This window comes from Phyllobacterium sp. 628 (genome assembly GCF_014189505.1).
Classification (GTDB): Bacteria; Pseudomonadota; Alphaproteobacteria; order Rhizobiales; family Rhizobiaceae; genus Phyllobacterium.
The window spans coordinates 570,251-588,710 of the sequence record NZ_CP050301.1 but is presented as its reverse complement, the minus strand read 5'-3'; the positions used below and the strand labels follow the sequence as shown (position 1 = coordinate 588,710).

The 18,460-nt window shown below is 54.9% G+C and carries 19 protein-coding genes; 4 read left to right on the top strand and 15 right to left on the bottom strand.

All coding sequences use genetic code 11. The features are described 5' to 3' along the window. Positions 1-3: 3 nt before the first annotated feature. The 9 genes from HB779_RS04485 to HB779_RS04445 form a co-directional block, all read right to left on the bottom strand. Positions 4-2,517: a PAS domain-containing sensor histidine kinase gene (locus HB779_RS04485; protein WP_188345771.1), complete on the bottom strand. Its 2,514-nt coding sequence runs from the start codon at positions 2,515-2,517 to the stop codon at positions 4-6. A 225-nt stretch (positions 2,518-2,742) separates the two neighbouring features. Next, positions 2,743-4,143 (bottom strand): adenosylhomocysteinase, encoded by a 1,401-nt coding sequence (gene ahcY, locus HB779_RS04480; RefSeq protein WP_188344598.1) that lies wholly within the window; start codon positions 4,141-4,143, stop codon positions 2,743-2,745. Between the two features lie 138 nt (positions 4,144-4,281). Continuing rightward, a complete protein-coding gene (locus HB779_RS04475; protein WP_244642463.1) occupies positions 4,282-5,094 on the bottom strand; it encodes a glutamate racemase in 813 nt (270 codons plus the stop codon). Between the two features lie 62 nt (positions 5,095-5,156). Beyond that, a complete protein-coding gene (locus HB779_RS04470; protein WP_188344597.1) occupies positions 5,157-6,302 on the bottom strand; it encodes an alpha-hydroxy acid oxidase in 1,146 nt (381 codons plus the stop codon). A gap of 53 nt (positions 6,303-6,355) precedes the next feature. Next, a complete protein-coding gene (locus HB779_RS04465) occupies positions 6,356-6,670 on the bottom strand; it encodes an HPr family phosphocarrier protein (protein WP_188344596.1) in 315 nt (104 codons plus the stop codon). A gap of 13 nt (positions 6,671-6,683) precedes the next feature. After that, entirely contained in the window at positions 6,684-7,085 is a 402-nt protein-coding gene (locus tag HB779_RS04460) for a PTS sugar transporter subunit IIA (protein WP_091879322.1), read from the bottom strand. Between the two features lie 178 nt (positions 7,086-7,263). Then, a complete protein-coding gene (locus tag HB779_RS04455) occupies positions 7,264-7,701 on the bottom strand; it encodes an HPr kinase/phosphorylase (protein ID WP_188344595.1) in 438 nt (145 codons plus the stop codon). 24 nt (positions 7,702-7,725) lie between these two features. Continuing rightward, complete coding sequence (locus HB779_RS04450; RefSeq protein ID WP_188344594.1) at positions 7,726-9,513, bottom strand: sensor histidine kinase; 1,788 nt, start codon at positions 9,511-9,513, stop codon at positions 7,726-7,728. A 142-nt stretch (positions 9,514-9,655) separates the two neighbouring features. Beyond that, a complete protein-coding gene (locus HB779_RS04445) occupies positions 9,656-10,375 on the bottom strand; it encodes a response regulator transcription factor (protein ID WP_162700334.1) in 720 nt (239 codons plus the stop codon). Positions 10,376-11,043: 668 nt separating this feature from the next. On the opposite strand from HB779_RS04445, the gene HB779_RS04440 reads away from it, so the two are divergent. The 4 genes from HB779_RS04440 (at position 11,044) to HB779_RS04425 (ending at position 14,460) form a co-directional block, all read left to right on the top strand. Continuing rightward, a complete protein-coding gene (locus HB779_RS04440) occupies positions 11,044-12,657 on the top strand; it encodes a phosphoenolpyruvate carboxykinase (protein WP_188344593.1) in 1,614 nt (537 codons plus the stop codon). A gap of 110 nt (positions 12,658-12,767) precedes the next feature. After that, the gene (gene arfB, locus HB779_RS04435; protein WP_188344592.1) at positions 12,768-13,205 is read left to right on the top strand and encodes an alternative ribosome rescue aminoacyl-tRNA hydrolase ArfB; all 438 of its coding nucleotides are present in this window, start codon (positions 12,768-12,770) and stop codon (positions 13,203-13,205) included. A gap of 109 nt (positions 13,206-13,314) precedes the next feature. Further along, positions 13,315-13,770, top strand: a complete 456-nt coding sequence (lysM, locus tag HB779_RS04430) for a peptidoglycan-binding protein LysM (protein ID WP_188344591.1) — start codon at positions 13,315-13,317, stop codon at positions 13,768-13,770. 75 nt (positions 13,771-13,845) lie between these two features. Beyond that, positions 13,846-14,460, top strand: a complete 615-nt coding sequence (locus HB779_RS04425; RefSeq protein WP_188344590.1) for an alpha-ketoglutarate-dependent dioxygenase AlkB — start codon at positions 13,846-13,848, stop codon at positions 14,458-14,460. Here HB779_RS04425 and coaA read toward each other — a convergent pair. Genes coaA through HB779_RS04395 form a run of 6 tightly spaced genes read right to left on the bottom strand, consistent with a single transcriptional unit; the run spans position 14,447 to position 18,452 of the window. Next, complete coding sequence (gene coaA, locus HB779_RS04420) at positions 14,447-15,403, bottom strand: type I pantothenate kinase (protein ID WP_188344589.1); 957 nt, start codon at positions 15,401-15,403, stop codon at positions 14,447-14,449. The genes HB779_RS04425 and coaA overlap by 14 nt on opposite strands. Before the next feature lie 53 nt (positions 15,404-15,456). Beyond that, the gene (locus tag HB779_RS04415; protein WP_188344588.1) at positions 15,457-15,774 is read right to left on the bottom strand and encodes a phosphoribosyl-ATP diphosphatase; all 318 of its coding nucleotides are present in this window, start codon (positions 15,772-15,774) and stop codon (positions 15,457-15,459) included. Continuing rightward, a complete protein-coding gene (gene hisF, locus HB779_RS04410; RefSeq protein ID WP_188344587.1) occupies positions 15,771-16,577 on the bottom strand; it encodes an imidazole glycerol phosphate synthase subunit HisF in 807 nt (268 codons plus the stop codon). Before hisF ends, HB779_RS04415 begins: the two co-directional genes overlap by 4 nt. Next, entirely contained in the window at positions 16,574-17,317 is a 744-nt protein-coding gene (gene hisA, locus HB779_RS04405; RefSeq protein ID WP_188344586.1) for a 1-(5-phosphoribosyl)-5-[(5-phosphoribosylamino)methylideneamino]imidazole-4-carboxamide isomerase, read from the bottom strand. Before hisA ends, hisF begins: the two co-directional genes overlap by 4 nt. Beyond that, positions 17,314-17,964 carry an imidazole glycerol phosphate synthase subunit HisH gene (hisH, locus tag HB779_RS04400; RefSeq protein ID WP_188344585.1) on the bottom strand — a complete coding sequence of 217 codons (651 nt, stop codon included), beginning with the start codon at positions 17,962-17,964 and terminating at the stop codon, positions 17,314-17,316. The genes hisA and hisH overlap by 4 nt, the downstream gene beginning before the upstream one ends. Further along, entirely contained in the window at positions 17,859-18,452 is a 594-nt protein-coding gene (locus HB779_RS04395) for a DUF2628 domain-containing protein (protein ID WP_188344584.1), read from the bottom strand. Before HB779_RS04395 ends, hisH begins: the two co-directional genes overlap by 106 nt. Positions 18,453-18,460 lie beyond the last annotated feature (8 nt).

Here is an 18,460-nt window from a genome sequence, read left to right as displayed (position 1 = left end):
CACCTATTCAGCAGCGATGCTGAATGTGCGAGCTTCCAGCGGGAACCGGCAGGTCACCAATGTGCCTTTGCCGGCAACGCTGCTGATATCCACGGAGCCGCCATGCAGTTCAACGAAGCCTTTGACAATGGAAAGGCCAAGCCCTGCGCCGCGCTTGCGGCCACCATTGGGATAGGGCTGGAAGCGCTTGAAGATGCTGTCGAGCACATGATCAGGCATGCCCGGTCCATTGTCCTGAACGCTGAAAACCATCTCGTTCTGGTCGCGTTTGCACGTCAGCGTGATGGTACTGCCCTCAGGTGCGTAATTGGCTGCATTGCTCAGGAGGTTGGAAAGCACCTGTTTGACACGGCTTGCATCAGCACGGAAGGAACCCGCGCCCTGCGCAATATGGGTATCGAGAAGAATGTTGTGCTCTTTCAGCCGGTCCGCGACTTTTTCAGATGCAGTGGTTACGGCATCGGTAACGGAGACATCGCTGATATCGAGCTCCATGATCCCGGCATCCACTGTCGCAAGATCAAGGATATCGTTGACGATTGTCAGCAGAACCGAAGACGACGTGCCGATATGATCGAGATAGTCGCGCTGGCGCTCATTGAGCGGCCCGGTCAGCGGCGTTTGCAGCAGTTCCGTGAAGCCCATAATATTGGTGAGCGGCGAACGCAATTCGTAGGAAACATGCTGGACAAAATCGTTCTTCAATTCGTCCGTGCGCTCCAGCGCCTCGTTCTTTTCCTTCAGCGCCCGTTCGACGCGAACCGAATCCGTCACATCGACAAAGGTCAGCATGGTTTGGCCGCTGGGCAACGGTGCGGAGGCAAAATACAGAATCTTGCCCGTCGTCAGCTCGATGTGACCGGACAGCGATTCCCGCTTGTCATCAAAGCCGGTGACAGTTGTCACAAAGCTTTCCCATTGGGCCGTATTGGACACCGGCTCGCACAGGCGGCGGATAGCGGAAATGTGCATGCCCTCGGCGACCTGTTCGGTCTTCAGCGTCCAGAGTGAGGCGAAGGCGGGGTTGGAAAGGCGAATCTTGCCATCCGCGCCGAACACGGCGACGCCTTCGGCAAGATGATCCAAGGTCTGACCCTGAACCTTGATCAGCGTGTTGTAGCGACTTTCAAGCTGCAATTTTTCGGTCAGGTTTTCGAAGACCCAGGTGACGCCGCCCTTGGGCTGTGGATTAACGATGACGCGCAATGTCCGGCCATCAGTCAGGTGCCACAAATGTTCCTGCGACTCGACCGAGTGATAGGCCGACAGCATCGACTCTTTCCAGCGGCGCCAGTCCGGCTGTTCCGGCAAAGTGCCATCGCTGCGGAAGCGATCCAGCAGCATGGCATTGTCCGGCCTGCTTTCCAGCAGCGAGGTCTCGAGTCCCCAGAGTTTGGCAAAAGCCTGATTGAAGAATTGCAGCTTCCGGTTGGCATCAAACATCGCAACAGCAGAATTCAGCTGATCCAGCGTATCCGAATGATTGAGCACCGTACGCTTGAATTCTTCACGCACCAGTTCAATATCGCTGACATCGTTGGCCAGGCCCGCAGAACCGGCATTACAGGCGATATCCGTGACCTTGAACACGTGGCGATCACCGCCGACAACCGTCGAGAGTTCGTCGCGGAAAGCATGGCTAACCGCCTTTTCACGCTCGATCCGTTCACGCGCCTGAACGCCGAAAAGTTCACGACCTTCGGTTACCGCCACATGTACATCGTTGACGTCAACGGCTTTGGCATAAGCCATGTTGACCCAACTCAACCGGCCACCCCGGTCGCGGCTCCAGGCCGGCATGTCCAGCTGCTCCAACAGACCACGCAATGTGGTAACAGCTTCATTCAGCTGGTAGTTCTCTGATTTCAGCAGAGCCTGCGTGGCCCGGGCTTCCCCCAGACTGATAAAACGGACAATCGCATAGCTGCCGGAGGTGCGTCCCTGGATTTCCAGCGGCGCACCCTTCGATGTCTCGATAACAATATCGAAGGGACGGGCCTTGCTGCGCAATGCTTCGATCGAGCGATCCAGCAAGGTCACGGAATCAACCCGCAACCAGCGGCCAAAGGCCAGAAACAAGGCACGGTCCTCCGGAATGCCGATTTCCGGCGGCAGGCTGCCAACGAGATTGGGCGTGGTGGAATTGCCTTCCCAGACAACGACACGCTGGTCTTTCAGATTGAGCAGAGCTTCGCTGCGCTGAACCGCAACGTTGAGGTCGGCTACCTTGTTGCGCAGTTGACGATTTTCATTGGCGATACGGCTGCGCTCGCGGATCAGCCATCCGGCCGACAACAGGGCTGCACCCATAGCACCAAGGAATATGGCGAACTGGACGACTTCGAACGTTCCGAATGCATAACCAAAAGGGGTGCTGATCTTGCCAAGCGGATCTTCGGCGCGGGCAGCAAAGGATGTTGCCAAAAGCATTGCCAGTGTTGAGCCTGCGCCACCAAGCGCAGTCCGCAGTTTCCTCAGTACCGGCCTTCCGCGTACTGCACTTTCCCCCGCGACCATCTCCATTAGCAATCTTCATATCAACCGTCGTTGCCCCATCCTGACGGATATCTCATGTTCCAACCCATCTGATTGATCCAACCATTTGGCCCATCTGGAAGAAAGCTATCCCGAATCACTACAATAAACCCTTGGGGAATCGACGGGAAGAACTCAGCGCAAAAAGAAAGCCGAAGGATTTGTCAATCCTTCGGCTTCCATATGTTGTGGGTATTGGTTAACAGATTAATATCTGTAGTGGTCCGACTTGAATGGGCCGGTCGGCGTCACACCGATATAAGCTGCCTGTTCGTCTGAAAGGGTGGTCAATTTCGCACCAAGCTTATCGAGATGCAGGCGCGCGACCTTTTCATCGAGGTGTTTCGGCAGGACATAAACCTCATTCTTGTACTGCTCACCACGGCTGTAGAGCTCAATCTGAGCCAGAACCTGGTTGGTGAACGAAGCGGACATAACGAAGCTAGGATGACCTGTTGCGTTGCCCAGATTGAGCAGACGGCCTTCCGAGAGAAGCAGCATGCGCTTGCCATCCGGGAAGGAAATCATGTCGACCTGTGGCTTGATGTTGTTCCACTTCAGATTGCGCAGTGCCGAAACCTGAATCTCGTTGTCAAAGTGACCGATATTACCGACGATCACCATGTCCTTCATACGGCGCATGTCGTCGAGCTTGATGACATCTTTGTTGCCGGTGGTGGTGATGATGATGTCAGCAGTTGGTGCAGCATCTTCAAGCGTGACAACTTCGAAACCGTCCATCGCAGCCTGCAATGCGCAGATCGGATCAACTTCCGTTACCTTGACGCGGGCGCCGGCGCCGAGCAGTGACTGGGCCGAACCTTTGCCAACGTCGCCATAACCGCAAACGACGGCAACCTTGCCAGCCATCATCACATCGGTTGCGCGGCGGATACCGTCAACCAGCGATTCCTTGCAGCCATACTTATTGTCGAACTTCGACTTGGTGACGCTGTCGTTGACGTTGATTGCCGGGAAAGGCAAAAGGCCCTTCTTCTGCAACTGGTACAAACGGTTCACACCGGTTGTTGTTTCTTCGGTGACGCCCTTGATGGCTTCGCGCTGCTTGGTGAAGAAACCCGGGGTTTGCTTCATGCGCTTCTTGATCTGGGCAAACAGAATTTCTTCTTCTTCGCTCTCAGGATTGGAGAGAACGTCTTCGCCAGCTTCAGCACGCGCGCCGATCAGGATGTACATGGTGGCATCGCCGCCATCATCGAGGATCATGTTTGAAGGCTGACCATCCGGCCACTGGAAAATCTGGTCAGTATACGTCCAATATTCGTCCAGCGACTCGCCCTTGACAGCGAAAACAGGTGTTCCTGTTGCTGCGATTGCAGCGGCAGCGTGGTCCTGTGTCGAGAAAATATTGCAGGATGCCCAGCGCACGGTTGCGCCCAGCGCCTGCAATGTTTCGATCAAGACAGCTGTCTGGATCGTCATGTGAAGCGAACCGGTGATGCGGGCGCCTTTGAGTGGCTTGGATGTGCCGAACTCTTCACGGCTGGCCATCAGGCCCGGCATTTCAGTTTCGGCGATTTCAATTTCCTTGCGGCCCCATGCGGCCAGCTCAAGGTCCTTGACGATAAAATCCTGCTTTTCGGCCATCTGCTTATCAGCTCCGTCTTTGTTTTTCGGGTCGGCCGCAAATCCGGGCGGCCGAAGGTTGGTGTTGACTAGCAGATTAGGGATCATCACACAATGGGACATAAAGAAATCCTTATGCGTGCATATCAGACATTCCCATCACCTCTGCGAAGGCAACGAAACGACGTCAAGCGGGATATCAATCCGGAGTTTGGTCAACATGGCCCGAAACGCGTCGACACGATACTCCGCGCTTTCTGTGACGAGGCCGATCGTTTTTCCGGAGCCGCGCGTGCCCTCGCCAATGGTATGAACAATCGCCTCAGCGGGGTCGAGGAACCGGCAAGACGGACGGCAATCCAGGAAATAGGGGAGCAGCCAAGGCAAATGTGTGCTCGAGAGCGTCAACACGTCGATGCCCAGATGTTCCACGAAAAGCCCCTGCAGAAAATGATCGACTTTTTGCCGCGTACCGGCCGGATCAAAGAGAAAATCGCCACTTTCAACAAGATCGACCATGGAAGACGCGTTGATCAAAGCAACGTTCTCCGGTCGATCCGTATGCCGCGCAACGAAATGCCTGAGCTCTGGACTGTCAATCATGGATTGGACACCCATGATGCCCACCTTGCCGGTTCGAGATTGCGCAAGCGCCTCAGGCAGGGGCGGCAAAACGCCAAATAGCCGGACGTTTGTCATGGGCACCATATCATCCATTACCGTGATCGATGGTACATTTGAGGCAATAACGATGGCCGAGGGATCGTATCCCATGAGAAAGTCAAGCGTCTGGCGCATGATGCCGAGGAGTTCACTGCGCGGTTTGCGGCCATAGGGGAAATTTGCCCGGTCGGCAAAATAGAGAATGTCCTGATGTGGAAGCTTACGCCTGATCAGATCGACAATGGCATAACTGCCAATCCCGGCATCAAAAACAGCAATCGGCTTGTAGAGTTTCAAATCGGTCCTCACCGGCTGGATTCCAAGATGAGAACCCCCGCCGCCCTACAATGACGCTTGACCATGCCTGGCGCTTATCGGAAACGGAGATTTTCACGGGAAAGCTGATCAATAGAGGTGCAGCCCATCAGCTTCATGCCTCTTTCGACTTCGATTTTTAACAGATCGACGGCACGTTCCACACCAGCCTCACCAGCGGCGGCTAGAGGGAACAGATAATACCGGCCAACTCCAACAGCCTTAGCACCTAAAGAGAGCGCTTTGAGGATGTGCGTTCCCCGTTGAACGCCCCCGTCCATCATCACATCGATCTTGTCGCCGACGGCATCGACAATTTCAGCAAGCTGATCAAAGGCCGCACGTGAACCGTCGAGCTGACGGCCGCCATGGTTTGACAGCACGATGCCGGTGCAGCCGATATCGACAGCTCGCTTGGCATCAGCCACGGACATGATTCCCTTCAGGCAAAACTGGCCGGACCACAACTTGACCATTTCCGCTACATCGTCCCAATCCAATGAGGGGTCGAGCATATCGGTAAAGTAGCGGCTGATCGACATCGCACCGCCCTCCATCTGCACATGTCCTTCCAATTGAGGCAGCCTGAACTGCTCATGGGTGAGATAGTTCAACGCCCACATCGGCTTGATGGCGAATTGCAGCATGCCTGCGAGGTTAAGTTTGAACGGGATTGAAAAGCCGGTGCGCCGGTCACGCTCGCGATTGCCGCCGGTGATGCTGTCGACTGTCAACATCATGACCTCGACGCCGGCTTTTTTGGCCCGCTCCATCATGGCGCGGTTAAGCCCGCGATCCTTGTGGAAATAGAATTGATAGACCTGCGGGCCGCTGTATTGCTGGCGTACATGCTCAAGGTCGACAGTACCCAGAGATGAAACCCCGAACATGGTGCCATGTTTGGCCGCGACGGAAGCCACGGCATGTTCGCCACGATGATGGAACAGGCGCTGCAACGCGGTTGGCGACAGATAGAAGGGCAAGGCAAGGCGCTGCCCCATGACCGTTACGGACAGATCGACCGTTTCGACACCGCGAAGAACGCCGGGAAGAAGATCGCAATCTTCAAAGCTTGCGGAATTGCGGCGCAGGGTCGCCTCATCGTCCGCCCCGCCGTCGATATAGTCAAAGATTGGTCCAGGCAAACGCCGTTTTGCCAAAGCTCTGAAATCATGGAAATTATAGCAATCAGACAGACGCATCAAAACCTCAATTTCGGCTTGGAAAACAGAAGAAGCGAATCAGCGAACGATGGTCAGGCTTCTTCACCGAACTTATCAGCGATGAGTGCGCCAAGCGCTATCATGACATCACTCGCCTGTTTGCCCGAGGCGCTGACCTTGATGCAGCAACCGGGCGATGCAGCCAGCATCATCAAACCCATGATCGAGGTTCCGCCGACGGTCATGCCATCCTTCTCGACACGCACATGCGCGTCATAACCATCAACCAGTTGAACAAATTTAGCTGAGGCGCGCGCATGTAAGCCGCGCCGGTTGATGATCTCGAAAGACGACACCAGCGCATTGTCCGGATCAAATGTGCCGGTGGTTTCTCCTGTCAGGCGCATGCTTATTCAACCTTTATTTGGCTGTCAGCACCTGACTGGCCACATTGATGTATTTGCGTCCGGCATCTTGGCCCTCCCGCAACGACGCGGCCATATCATTGGTGACGCGCACGCTGGAAAGCTTGATCAGCATGGGGAGATTGACGCCGGCTATGACCTCAATCCGTCCTGATTCCATCACTGAAATTGCCAGATTAGATGGAGTTCCGCCAAACATATCTGTCAAAATGATGACGCCATTGCCGCTATCGGCACGCGCCACTGCATCGACAATGTCGCGCCTGCGTTGCTCCATATCGTCATCTGCACCGATTGAGACGGTTTCCAAATATTCTTGCTGACCGACAACATGCTCAACCGCATGATGAAATTCTTCGGCCAGTCTTCCGTGCGTCACAAGCACGAGTCCGATCATTCTGAAACTGCTCCTGTTGCGCCAGCCCATTGGGTTTAGGCTTTTTTCTGCGCATTGAATGCCCCACTTGGCAGGTGTCGCATTTTGGCAGGACGAATAGCGAAGGCAAGCAGAAAAATGACTTGAGCGTGACAGTCAGTCATTTTATCGCAGGGAAGGAATGGAACCTATTGGATTATCAAAGAGATTTTTTCCAGACCCTCTGAAAAAGTCTCGCTTCGATGGCGCGGCAAGCGGCTTCTATCTCCAACTTTGGTAGAATAAGATGCGCAATTGCGACGCCATGACGAAGTGCGACTGCATCTTCGCCGAAGCGAACCGATTGGTTCGACTCGACCAGATCAACCACAAGATGAATAACGGCACAGCCTTCAAAGTCAGTCTGGTGCAGTCCCGAACCGCGAACTTCCAGCCCGCCGCGCAGCGAAACAGGAGCAGAGCAGAGCAAGCGCCCGGATTGCTGACGCACGGCGCATTGATCATCACTGACCAGCGCTGCAAATGTACCGTGATAATCCGCGCGGTCCATGAGGGCACGCACAAGCGAGGATTTGCCGAAACCGGAAGGTCCGGTGATCAGCACACCGCGATCCCCCCACAAGCACGGCGCTGGCATGGATCAGTTCGCCTTGCCCGGACATCAGATTTCAGCCGGTAGAATGGTAGTGAAGCGGGCACCGAGGTAATTTTCCGGATCCTTTGGATCCATGATGTTTTCCGCGTTCAGTGTGCCGCCGTGGGCTTCGACGATCTGGCGGCTGATGGACAGGCCAAGCCCGGAATTCTGACCGAACGCTTCACCGGAAGGGCGATCCGTATAGAATCGCTCGAAAATACGGTCGATCTGTTCAACGCGGATGCCCGGGCCATTGTCCTCCACCAGAATACGCACACGGTCGCCCATATGCTGCAAGGTCACGGTGATTAGACCGGATTCCAGCGGCACAAAGGAGCGGGCATTTTCAATCAGATTGGAAACGACCTGGCCGAGACGCAGATCATGTCCGACGACGAAAAAGCCCTTCTTGTTTGTTGGCAGCTTGCCAACGACAAATTCAATCTGCGTGTCTTTCTTGTTGCGCCGGACTTCGCGGGCAGCGGTAACCAAATTGCCCAGCAGGAATCGGAGATCGACATGCTCTGAATCTTCGCGCGCCAGCTCCGCATCGAGGCGCGATGCATCAGAAATATCTGTAATCAACCGGTCAAGGCGGCGAACATCGTGCTGGATGACGTCCATCAGCCGCTTGCGCGAATCATCATTCTTGGCGAGCGGCAATGTTTCCACCGCGCTTCGCAGCGATGTCAGCGGATTTTTCAATTCGTGACTGACGTCAGCGGCAAAACTCTCGATGGATTCGATCCGGGCATAGAGCGCATTGGTCATGTCGCGAATCGATGTGGAAAGATGCCCGATTTCATCCTGCCGTTCGGAAAAATCAGGGATTTCCTCGCGGTTTTTCACGCCATGGCGCACACGATCCGCGGCTGCGGCAAGGCGGCGTAGCGGATTGGCAATTGTCGAAGCGAGAAACAGTGAAAGAATAGCCATAACCAGCGCGGCGACTGTGAACACGCGAATAATGGCATAGCGTTCGCCCTGCACGATCTTGTCGATGTCACCGCCTTCGGTGGACAAGAGCAGAACACCAAGAACAGCGCGGAAACGCTGAATAGGCACGGCAACAGAAACGATCTGCTCGCCCTGTTCGGTCATGCGCACGAATGTCGCCGGCTGGCCGGTCAGCGCCTTGACGATTTCGGGATAGGATGAGCCGTTACCACCCGGCTGTTCCTGATAGATCGGCAGATCACTGCGGCGCAAAAGCCTTGTCATGCGGTTGGTCAGGCGTTCGAAAAAGCTTGGTTCGTCACCATCGATTGGCGGCAGCTCATAACGCAGCACCTGCCCGCGTGAGTAAAGGTGGCGCGAATCGAGCAGAAGGTTTGAATCGCGGTCATAAATGCGGGCGCGGGTGCGGGTTGGCTGGATCAGACGCCGCAAGACCGGTGCAACACGCTCCGGATTGATGGGGAAATCAAGATTGTCGAACACGTCGGGTGTCGGGGTTATGCTTTGGCCCGCCTGCAGTTCCAGCAGCTTTTCCGGATCAATTGCAATGGAGTTCGTATCGACCGTCGCGGACGACGCAATGGCACCAGCGATAATCTCGCCCTGCGTCATCAAGCTTTCTACGCGTGCATCAATCAATCCATCACGGAACTGATTGAGATACATGATGCCCGACAAAAGGACGGCGAGACCGGCCAGATTAAGAAATAGAATGCGCCGCGTCAGGCTGGAGAACAGATAATTGCCGAACAGGCGATTCAGCGGCTGGAAAAACCGTCGCAAGGCGAGCGAACGCTTCCGGCGCATGACGGCGCTCTTGCGCGTAACATTGCTGCCTTGGAGTCCGGCTACCATTTCTGCCTCAGTACATCATAAATTGCGCTGTCTCATCGCACCCAAACCATGCCGAGACAATCTTATTCTATCGCGGATCACGCAGCAGTGAAAATACCGTGCGTGATCTTTGGCCGATTTGCGCAATTTGAGGGCGAGCAAATCACGTTTCGCGGAAACGGTACCCGACACCGTACAGGGTTTCGATCATGTCAAAATCATCATCGACAACCTTGAACTTCTTGCGCAGCCGCTTGATGTGGCTGTCGATGGTGCGGTCATCCACATAGACCTGTTCGTCGTAAGCCGCGTCCATCAAGGCATCACGGCTTTTAACCACACCCGGGCGCTGAGCCAGGGAGTGCAGAATAAGAAATTCGGTGACCGTCAACGTGACCGGCTCGCCCATCCATGTGCAGGTGTGGCGTTCCTGATCCATGACCAGCTGGCCGCGCTCCAGTGATTTGGCCTGCGGACTGCCGGGCTTGGCTGCACCTTCGCGCGCAGCAACACGGCGCAGCACGGCTTTAACACGCTCGACAAGAAGCCGCTGCGAGAACGGCTTGGTGATGAAATCGTCGGCGCCCATTTTGAGGCCGAACAGTTCATCGATCTCGTCATCCTTGGATGTCAGGAAAATCACCGGCAGATCGGATTTCTGGCGCAAACGGCGCAGCAATTCCATACCGTCCATGCGCGGCATTTTTATATCAAAAATGGCGAGGTTCGGCGGACGCGCCATCAAACCATCGAGCGCGGACGCGCCATCGGTGTAAGTCTCGACGCGGTAACCTTCCGATTCAAGTGCAATCGATACGGACGTCAGAATATTGCGATCGTCGTCAACGAGCGCGATGGTCTGCATTGCGGGTACTTCCCTCATGCCCTGCTTTTCCTTGTTTCAAAAGGTTAAATAGAAATGTGCTTGTGCCGGACAAATTAGGTACAAAATGTGGCACAGATCAAAACTGATGTCATCCTTTGTCATTTTCACAAGCAAAAACGGCCAACTCCTGAGGTTGTTTTCGCTTTCTCTTGCTGTCCAACTCGCAGAAAACCGTCATTGCTGGTTTACGCTCTGCTTGTCAGTCAGTAGCCCAATAGCTGTCTGAAACCACGACCCAATTCATCGCCAATACTGTGAAATGAGAGAATCAAAACAACCGCGACGACAACCCAAACCAACTTCCGTTTCATTCAGTCTCCGGTGTAACTTTGCCAGAAAATATAATCTTTCCAAAGGTATCGGCTTAACCAGCCCCATGTCCATTGCGGGCGATGATTTTAGACTGAAAGTCCGCAGACAATTGTCATTTGAGAATTATCGGGACTGTTGTAAATTTTTCCGTGCAGACGAGCGTAAACATCCACCTGTGGATTTTGACGATTTAAACCGATTTAAATATTTTTTAAATTCTTTAAATCGATTAAACATTTGATACTGTTCAATTTTTCTGCTTTTGACCAGATGTAGCCGTATTCATGCTGGAAGATGCCTGAAGCGGAACATACCAAGTTTGACCCTGAACCTTCTTAAACAACGGCGGACACATGACTAGAGAGACCGGTATCCATAACGCGGCGATCGCGCTCGGCACCTCAGGCCTAAAAGAGCTTTCAGCGGTCTATTACAATTTTGGCGCGGCAGAGCTCTATGAAGAGACATTGCGCCGCGGCGAAGCTGAGCTGACAGCGCAGGGCGCACTGGTTGCACGCACAGGCCAGCATACCGGCCGCTCGCCAAAGGATAAGTTTGTAGTCCGGGATGCATCGACGGAAAATCACGTCTGGTGGGATAACAATGCCCCGATGACGCCGGAAGCATTCGAGCTGCTCTATGCGGATTTTGCCGAACATGCCAAGGGCAAGGAAGTTTTTGTTCAGGACCTGATTGGCGGTGCCGACAAAGATTACAGCCTCAATACCCGCGTGATCACGGAATTTGCGTGGCACTCCCTGTTCATTCGCAACCTGCTCATTCGCCCCGAGCGCGATGCGCTGGCAAATTTCGTGCCCAAGATGACAATCATTGACCTGCCGTCATTCCGCGCCGATCCCAAGCGGCATGGTACGCGCACCGAAACCGTGATTGCTGTCGATCTCACGCGCATGATCGTTCTCATCGGCGGATCGGCCTATGCGGGTGAAATGAAGAAATCTGTCTTTACAGCACTCAACTATATTCTGCCTGCCAAGGGCGTGATGCCAATGCATTGCTCGGCCAATGAAGGCCAGGATGGCGATACCGCCGTGTTCTTTGGCCTGTCGGGCACCGGCAAGACCACGCTTTCAGCTGATCCTTCCCGCACATTGATTGGCGATGATGAGCACGGCTGGGGCGAGCACGGCGTTTTCAACTTCGAAGGCGGCTGTTATGCCAAGACCATCCGGCTATCGGCAGAAGCCGAACCGGAAATCTTTGCAACAACCCAGCGTTTCGGGACGGTGCTTGAGAATGTTGTTCTCGATGCAAACCGGGTACCGGATTTCAACGATGGTTCACTGACGGAAAACACCCGCTGCGCCTATCCTCTGGATTTCATCCCGAATGCGTCCAAGACCGGCAAGGCAAGTCATCCAAAGAATATCATCATGCTGACCGCCGATGCTTTCGGCGTCATGCCGCCCATCGCCAAGCTGACACCTGCGCAGGCCATGTATCACTTCCTCTCCGGGTACACTGCAAAGGTTGCCGGTACGGAACGCGGTGTGACTGAACCGGAAGCAACATTCTCCACGTGCTTCGGTGCGCCGTTCATGCCGCGCCATCCATCCGAATATGGCAATCTGCTGCGAGAGCTTATTGCGCAGCATGGCGTTGATTGCTGGCTGGTAAACACCGGCTGGACCGGCGGTGCCTATGGAACTGGTAAACGCATGCCTATCAAGGCAACGCGTGCGCTTCTGACGGCTGCCCTCAACGGCTCGTTGAAGAACGCGCAGTTCCGTACCGATCCGAACTTCGGTTTCGCGGTACCGGTTGCTGTGTCCGGTGTTGACGATTCCATTCTGGACCCGCGCTCGACCTGGGCCGATAAGCATGGCTATGACAAGCAGGCCAAGAAGCTGGTCGATATGTTCGTCACCAATTTCGGCAAGTTCGAAAGCCATGTAGACAGTGACATTCGCGCGGCAGCGCCGCAGACGCCTGTAGCAGCAGAGTAATTATTCCCACATAAAAACAAAAAGCCCCGCTGACGATCAGCGGGGCTTTTGCTTTTTCAGCCACGCGAATGCACTTTGCGCAGTCAAAAGTTTAGGCTACGAATCGCGGCATGGAAGAGAGCCGCAACCAGATCAAAATCACCAACCGGATCATTGTTCATGAGGATGATCTGGAAGAAAGCTTTATTCGTTCTGCCGGACCGGGTGGGCAGAACGTCAACAAGGTATCGACTGCGGTCCAGTTGCGGTTCTATGCAGCCCGAGCCGGTCTGCCCGAGGATGTTTTCGAGCGGCTCATGAAGCTTGCCGGTCAAAGAGGCACGAAGGACGGCGATGTACTCATCGAAGCCAGCCGTTTCCGCACGCAGGAGCGCAACCGCGAAGACGCCCGCGAACGCATGCTGGCTTTGATTGCCAAAGCAGCAGAACCACCTGCACCCCCGCGCAAGAAAACCCGGCCCACCAAAGGGTCTATCGAGCGACGGCTCAAAGTAAAAGCGGGCCGTTCCGATGTCAAAAAGATGCGCGGCAGGGTCAAAGGAGATTAGTGGCCGGAACAGAACGTGACTGAAGGACATTATTCTTTGCTTTTCAACTTCGACGCGGAATGTAACAACCTTAATCGTCGGTTTGAACAATCAACAAGGAGAGCCAGACATGGGACTATTTGATTTCGTTAAATCAGTCGGCAAGAAAGTCGGTATCGGGGATGACGAGCCTCAGGCTGGTGATCTGAAGAAAGAACTCGATTCGCACAATCTCGGCACTGACAAGGTCGATGTTGTCGTTGAAGGCGACAAGGCTATCCTCAAGGGGAGCGTCACCGATCAGGAAATCCTGGAAAAAGCCATCATTGCCGTCGGCAACTCGCTTGGCGTCTCCAAAGTCGACACTGGCGGTTTAACAATCGACGGCACGACAACCGGTTCGGTTGCCAAGGATCCAGTTTTCTACACGGTCAAAAAAGGCGACAATCTCTGGAAGATCGCTGAAGCTGTCTATGGCAAAGGCAAGGGCGTGAAGAATACCGCTATCTTCGAGGCCAACAAGCCAATGCTGACCAGCCCTGACAAGATTTATCCAGGACAGGTTCTGCGCATTCCTGCGCTCTGATATCATTGATTTCACACAAAGACCCGGCATCCCCTGATGTCCGGGTCTTTGTTTTCTCATTCTTCAGGTAATGTCATGCTTCTGCTTGCGCCCGGCATTCGCTATTACCCCGATTATCTTGATCCAGTTGAACAGGCTGCCTTGGTGCAGGATATCCGCGCTGTCGTTGCCGAAGCTCCGCTTTACATTCCAGCCATGCCAAAGACCGGCAAGGAAATGAGTGTGCGCATGACGAATTGCGGAACGCTTGGCTGGGTAACGGACAAGGAACGCGGCTACCGCTATCAAGCCATTCATCCGGTAACGCAAAGGCCATGGCCACCCATTCCAGCCAAATTACTGGCCTTATGGAATGATGTCGGTAATTACCCGCTGCCGCCGGAAGCATGCCTTGTCAATTTTTATGCCGAGACGGCGAAAATGGGTCTGCATCAGGACCGCGACGAGCAGAATCTTGTTGCACCTGTCGTTTCAGTTTCACTTGGCGACACATGCCTGTTCCGCTTTGGCGGGACGGAGCGGAACGGCAAGACACAATCCATCAAGCTGAAAAGCGGCGATGTCGTTGTTTTGGGAGACGATGGCCGTCTGGCCTTTCATGGCGTCGACCGGATTTATCCCGGCACATCAACATTGCTGAAAGATACCGGCCGCATCAATCTCACATTGAGACGCGTCACAGCTTCCTAAGCGCAACTTCCTCAATGAGGTGATTGCCGCCCTTGCGCAAGATGAGATCGGCGCGTGGCCGCGTCGGCAGGATATTTTCCTTCAAGTTCTTCAGATTGATGCTCGACCAAAGATTTTCGGCGATTGCGAGCGCCGAAACATCTGAAATAGTCGAGTAACGGTGGAAAAAAGAGTCCGGGTCTTTAAACGCCGTTTCCCGCAGCCGCATGAAGCGGTGGATGTACCATTTGTGAATTTGTTCTTCGTCCGCATCAATATAGATCGAAAAATCAAAGAAATCCGAAACGAACGGCACCATTTTGCCGTCTTCCGGCAGATCGCGCACCTGCAGCACATTGATGCCTTCAAAGATCAGGATATCCGGCGCGTCGACGGTCTGATATTTGCCCGGCAAGACGTCATAAGTCAGGTGTGAATAGAGCGGCGCGTTGACATTGCGCTGACCCGCCTTGATCTGCGACAGAAAGCGCAAAAGCATGCCGACATCATAGCTTTCCGGGAAACCCTTGCGCTCCATCAGTCCTTTCGCCCGCAGGACATCGTTCGGATACAGAAAACCATCCGTGGTCACCAGATCGACCTTCGGGCTCGATGGCCAGCGGGCCAGCAACTCCTTCAGAACACGCGCGGTTGTTGACTTGCCGACGGCGACCGAACCGGCAATGCCGATAATGAACGGCGTCTTGAAGGCATCGCCGGTGTTGAGAAACTGGCGACGCTGGTAAAACAGCAACTGACTGGCTTCCACATGGGCAGATAGGAGCCGGGACAGCGACAGGTAAATCCGGTTCACTTCGTCCAGATCAATCGGATCGCCCAGAGAACGCAGCCGTTTGACCTCGTCATAGGTCAGTGTCATCGGCGTATCGGCACGAAACTCCGCCCAGCGCTCGGCGCTGTAAAACCGGTAGGGCGAAAATTCGCTGGGTGCCAGCTGATCCATGACGTCCCCGTCCCTCTGCCGTTCGATCGCTGGTGCGTTAAACATATCTATGTTCAACCACGCGCCGCTTTTTCTTCCAGCCCGGTCTGTGCCGTGCGATGTTCCAGTTCCGCCAGCACCGCGTCGAGCTTAACGCCGGAAAGTCCAAGAACAACAAGAAGATGATAGAGCAAATCCGCGCTTTCGGAAACAACGCCTTGTGTATCCCCTGACACGGCTGCAATCACTGTTTCAACTGCTTCTTCACCGAGCTTCTGGCTCGCCTTGCCAATTCCTTTGGCGTAGAGGCTTGCCGTGTAGGATTTGGCGTCCGTAGAGGTGGCGCGTTCAGCCACGATCCGCTCGAGATCGGCAAGGGTGAATGTCGTCATCGTGCAACTCCAGCGGGCAGTCGAATGGGATCGAGGCGCATGGGAATACCCGCAGCGGCCATATGGGCCTTCGCCTCCCCTATCGTATAGGTACCGAAATGGAAGATCGAAGCCGCAAGCACAGCCGTGGCATGACCTTCGCGAATGCCTTCGACCATATGGTCGAGATTGCCGACACCGCCCGAAGCAATGACAGGCACGCGCACGGCATCAGCGATAGCCCGGGTTACCGGGATGTCATAGCCGATCTTGGAACCATCGCGGTCCATTGAAGTCAGAAGGATTTCCCCGGCGCCGAGATCAACCACCTTACGGGCGAATTCGACGGCATCAATGCCGGTCGCCTGCCGTCCGCCATGGGTGAAAATCTCCCATCGATCCGTTTCACCAGGCTTTGAGACTTTCTTGGCGTCAATAGCCACGACGATGCACTGATTGCCGAACTTGTCCGCCGCTTCGGCGATAAAGTCGGGATTTGTGACCGCTGCGGTGTTGATTGACACTTTGTCGGCTCCGGCCAGCAGCAACTTGCGGATATCGGCCACCGTGCGGACGCCGCCACCCACCGTCAGTGGCATAAAACACTGCTCGGCCGTACGGGCAACAACGTCAAAAATGGTCTCGCGATTGTCTGACGATGCCGTGATATCAAGAAAACAGAGCTCGTCAGCGCCAGCAGCATCATAGGCCTTGGCTGCCTCAACAGGGTCGCCGGCATCAACGAGGTCGACAAAGTTGACGCCTTTGACGACGCGTCCATCTTTGACATCAAGACAGGGAATAACGCGGGCTTTCAGGGTCATGCGGCGCGCTCCCGGGCTTCACGCAGCACTTCCAGCGCTTCGTGCGGATCAATACGCCCGTCATAGAGCGCGCGGCCGGAAATGGCGCCTTCCAGTTTTCGCGCATCGGGCATGGTCATGCGGACAATATCGGCAAGCGAGGCCAGACCGCCTGAGGCAATCACCGGTATGGAGACAGCTTCAGCCAGTTGAAGGGTTGATTCCCAGTTGATACCGGCAAGTACACCGTCGCGATCAATATCGGTATAAATGATGGCGGCAACACCTGCGCCTTCGAACTTTTTGGCAAGTTCAATGATGCCGAGGGTCGAAGCCTCGGCCCATCCTTCGACAGCCACTTTACCGCCCTTGGCATCAATGCCAACCGCAACCTTGCCGGGAAATCGCTTGCAAGCTTCCACAACCAGCGACGGATCGCGCACCGCTACTGTGCCGAGAATGACGCGACAGAGACCCTTGGCCAGCCAGCCTTCGATATGGTCGAGCGTGCGGATGCCGCCGCCAAGCTGAACCGGGTTCTTCGTTGTCCTCAAGATCGATTCCACCGCGGCACCATTGACCGATTCACCGGCAAAGGCGCCATTCAGGTCCACCACATGCAACCACTCGAACCCTTGATCTTCAAAGGCCTTTGCCTGTGCGCCCGGATCTTCGTTATAGACCGTGGCCTGATCCATATCGCCAAGTTTCAGCCGCACACACTGGCCGTCTTTGAGATCAATTGCGGGAAACAAAATCACGGTTGCCACCTCAAAAAATTGGCGATGAGAGCAAGACCCAGAGCCTGGCTTTTTTCCGGGTGGAACTGGGTGCCGGCCATATTGTCATTGGCAACGGCAGCCGTAACCGGACCGCCGTAATCGGTAACTGCCAGCACATCGTTTTCGATCTCGGCATCCAGAAAATAGGAATGGACGAAATAGGCGTGCAAACCATCCGGACCGGTCCTGATGCCATCAAACAGCGGATGTGGTCGATTAAGCCGAATGGTGTTCCAGCCAATCTGCGGGATTTTCAATGTTGGATCTGACGGCACCATTTCGCGGACATCGCCTTTGATCCAGTCAAACCCGGTGGAAATAGTCTTTTCCAGCCCGCGCGACGACATGAGCTGCATGCCTACACAGATGCCAAGAAACGGCCGCGCCTTTTCGACTGCCACTTCATGGATCGCCTCGGGCATGCCAACCACGTCGTGCAGGCCCCGACGGCAATCGGCATAAGCACCGACGCCCGGCAAGACAATTCGATCGGCCGTACGCACCCGTTCGGCATCGCTGGTCAGGTCGATCGTGGCATTGATGCCGCTCTCACGGGCAGCCCGCTCAAACGCCTTGGTGGCAGACCGTAGATTTCCGGAGCCGTAATCGATAATGGCAACACGCATGTCAGCCCCCCCCGGTAGCCGACCAGCCCAAGCATGCCTGACGTAACCGGTTTACGGTCCGGAGTCGTTATTGAATCGACATTGATCTGCGGTAAAACCGGCTCCGGAGCCGCAATGAAGTCATCGCCGAAAAAGTAAATTGTTTCGGCATCGGCAGCGCTGCGTGCGTCGACAATTGCGACCTGGGTAAAGCCCCGCCGCTCCAACGCCTTCACGCGCCAGTTGGCTGCCTCGAATGCCACAAGCAGCGCCAGCAACGCAGCGACACCCTCAGCCAGAATCTGGTGGTTCGTGTGGTTGCCAATAATTGAAATTGCGGCAACAGCCACGAAAATCAGCGCCGCCTCAAACCAGAGGCGATGAAAGAGTAGCCATGGGACAGGCAGGATGAACGCAAGAAAGGCAAAACTGTCCTTTACGAAGACGGTCTTGTCATCTTGCGGCTCACCACCTTTAAGCGGTGGTACCAGAACGATGTAGCTGGCCATGTCTCAGC

Excerpts from the sequence above, each read along its gene's own strand:
- HB779_RS04440 (WP_188344593.1), top strand. The coding sequence starts at position 11,044 with ATGACTAGAGAGACCGGTATCCATAACGCGGCGATCGCGCTCGGCACC.
- HB779_RS04460 (WP_091879322.1), bottom strand. The coding sequence starts at position 7,085 with ATGATCGGACTCGTGCTTGTGACGCACGGAAGACTGGCCGAAGAATTT.
- HB779_RS04450 (WP_188344594.1), bottom strand. The coding sequence starts at position 9,513 with ATGGTAGCCGGACTCCAAGGCAGCAATGTTACGCGCAAGAGCGCCGTC.
- HB779_RS04485 (WP_188345771.1), bottom strand. The coding sequence starts at position 2,517 with ATGGTCGCGGGGGAAAGTGCAGTACGCGGAAGGCCGGTACTGAGGAAA.
- lysM (WP_188344591.1), top strand. The coding sequence starts at position 13,315 with ATGGGACTATTTGATTTCGTTAAATCAGTCGGCAAGAAAGTCGGTATC.
- HB779_RS04415 (WP_188344588.1), bottom strand. The coding sequence starts at position 15,774 with ATGACGACATTCACCCTTGCCGATCTCGAGCGGATCGTGGCTGAACGC.
- ahcY (WP_188344598.1), bottom strand. The coding sequence starts at position 4,143 with ATGGCCGAAAAGCAGGATTTTATCGTCAAGGACCTTGAGCTGGCCGCA.
- HB779_RS04470 (WP_188344597.1), bottom strand. The coding sequence starts at position 6,302 with ATGCGTCTGTCTGATTGCTATAATTTCCATGATTTCAGAGCTTTGGCA.
- HB779_RS04465 (WP_188344596.1), bottom strand. The coding sequence starts at position 6,670 with ATGCGCCTGACAGGAGAAACCACCGGCACATTTGATCCGGACAATGCG.
- hisF (WP_188344587.1), bottom strand. The coding sequence starts at position 16,577 with ATGACCCTGAAAGCCCGCGTTATTCCCTGTCTTGATGTCAAAGATGGA.
- hisH (WP_188344585.1), bottom strand. The coding sequence starts at position 17,964 with ATGCGTGTTGCCATTATCGATTACGGCTCCGGAAATCTACGGTCTGCC.
- HB779_RS04445 (WP_162700334.1), bottom strand. The coding sequence starts at position 10,375 with ATGAGGGAAGTACCCGCAATGCAGACCATCGCGCTCGTTGACGACGAT.
- arfB (WP_188344592.1), top strand. The coding sequence starts at position 12,768 with ATGGAAGAGAGCCGCAACCAGATCAAAATCACCAACCGGATCATTGTT.
- HB779_RS04455 (WP_188344595.1), bottom strand. The coding sequence starts at position 7,701 with ATGCCAGCGCCGTGCTTGTGGGGGGATCGCGGTGTGCTGATCACCGGA.
- coaA (WP_188344589.1), bottom strand. The coding sequence starts at position 15,403 with ATGGATCAGCTGGCACCCAGCGAATTTTCGCCCTACCGGTTTTACAGC.
- HB779_RS04395 (WP_188344584.1), bottom strand. The coding sequence starts at position 18,452 with ATGGCCAGCTACATCGTTCTGGTACCACCGCTTAAAGGTGGTGAGCCG.
- HB779_RS04425 (WP_188344590.1), top strand. The coding sequence starts at position 13,846 with ATGCTTCTGCTTGCGCCCGGCATTCGCTATTACCCCGATTATCTTGAT.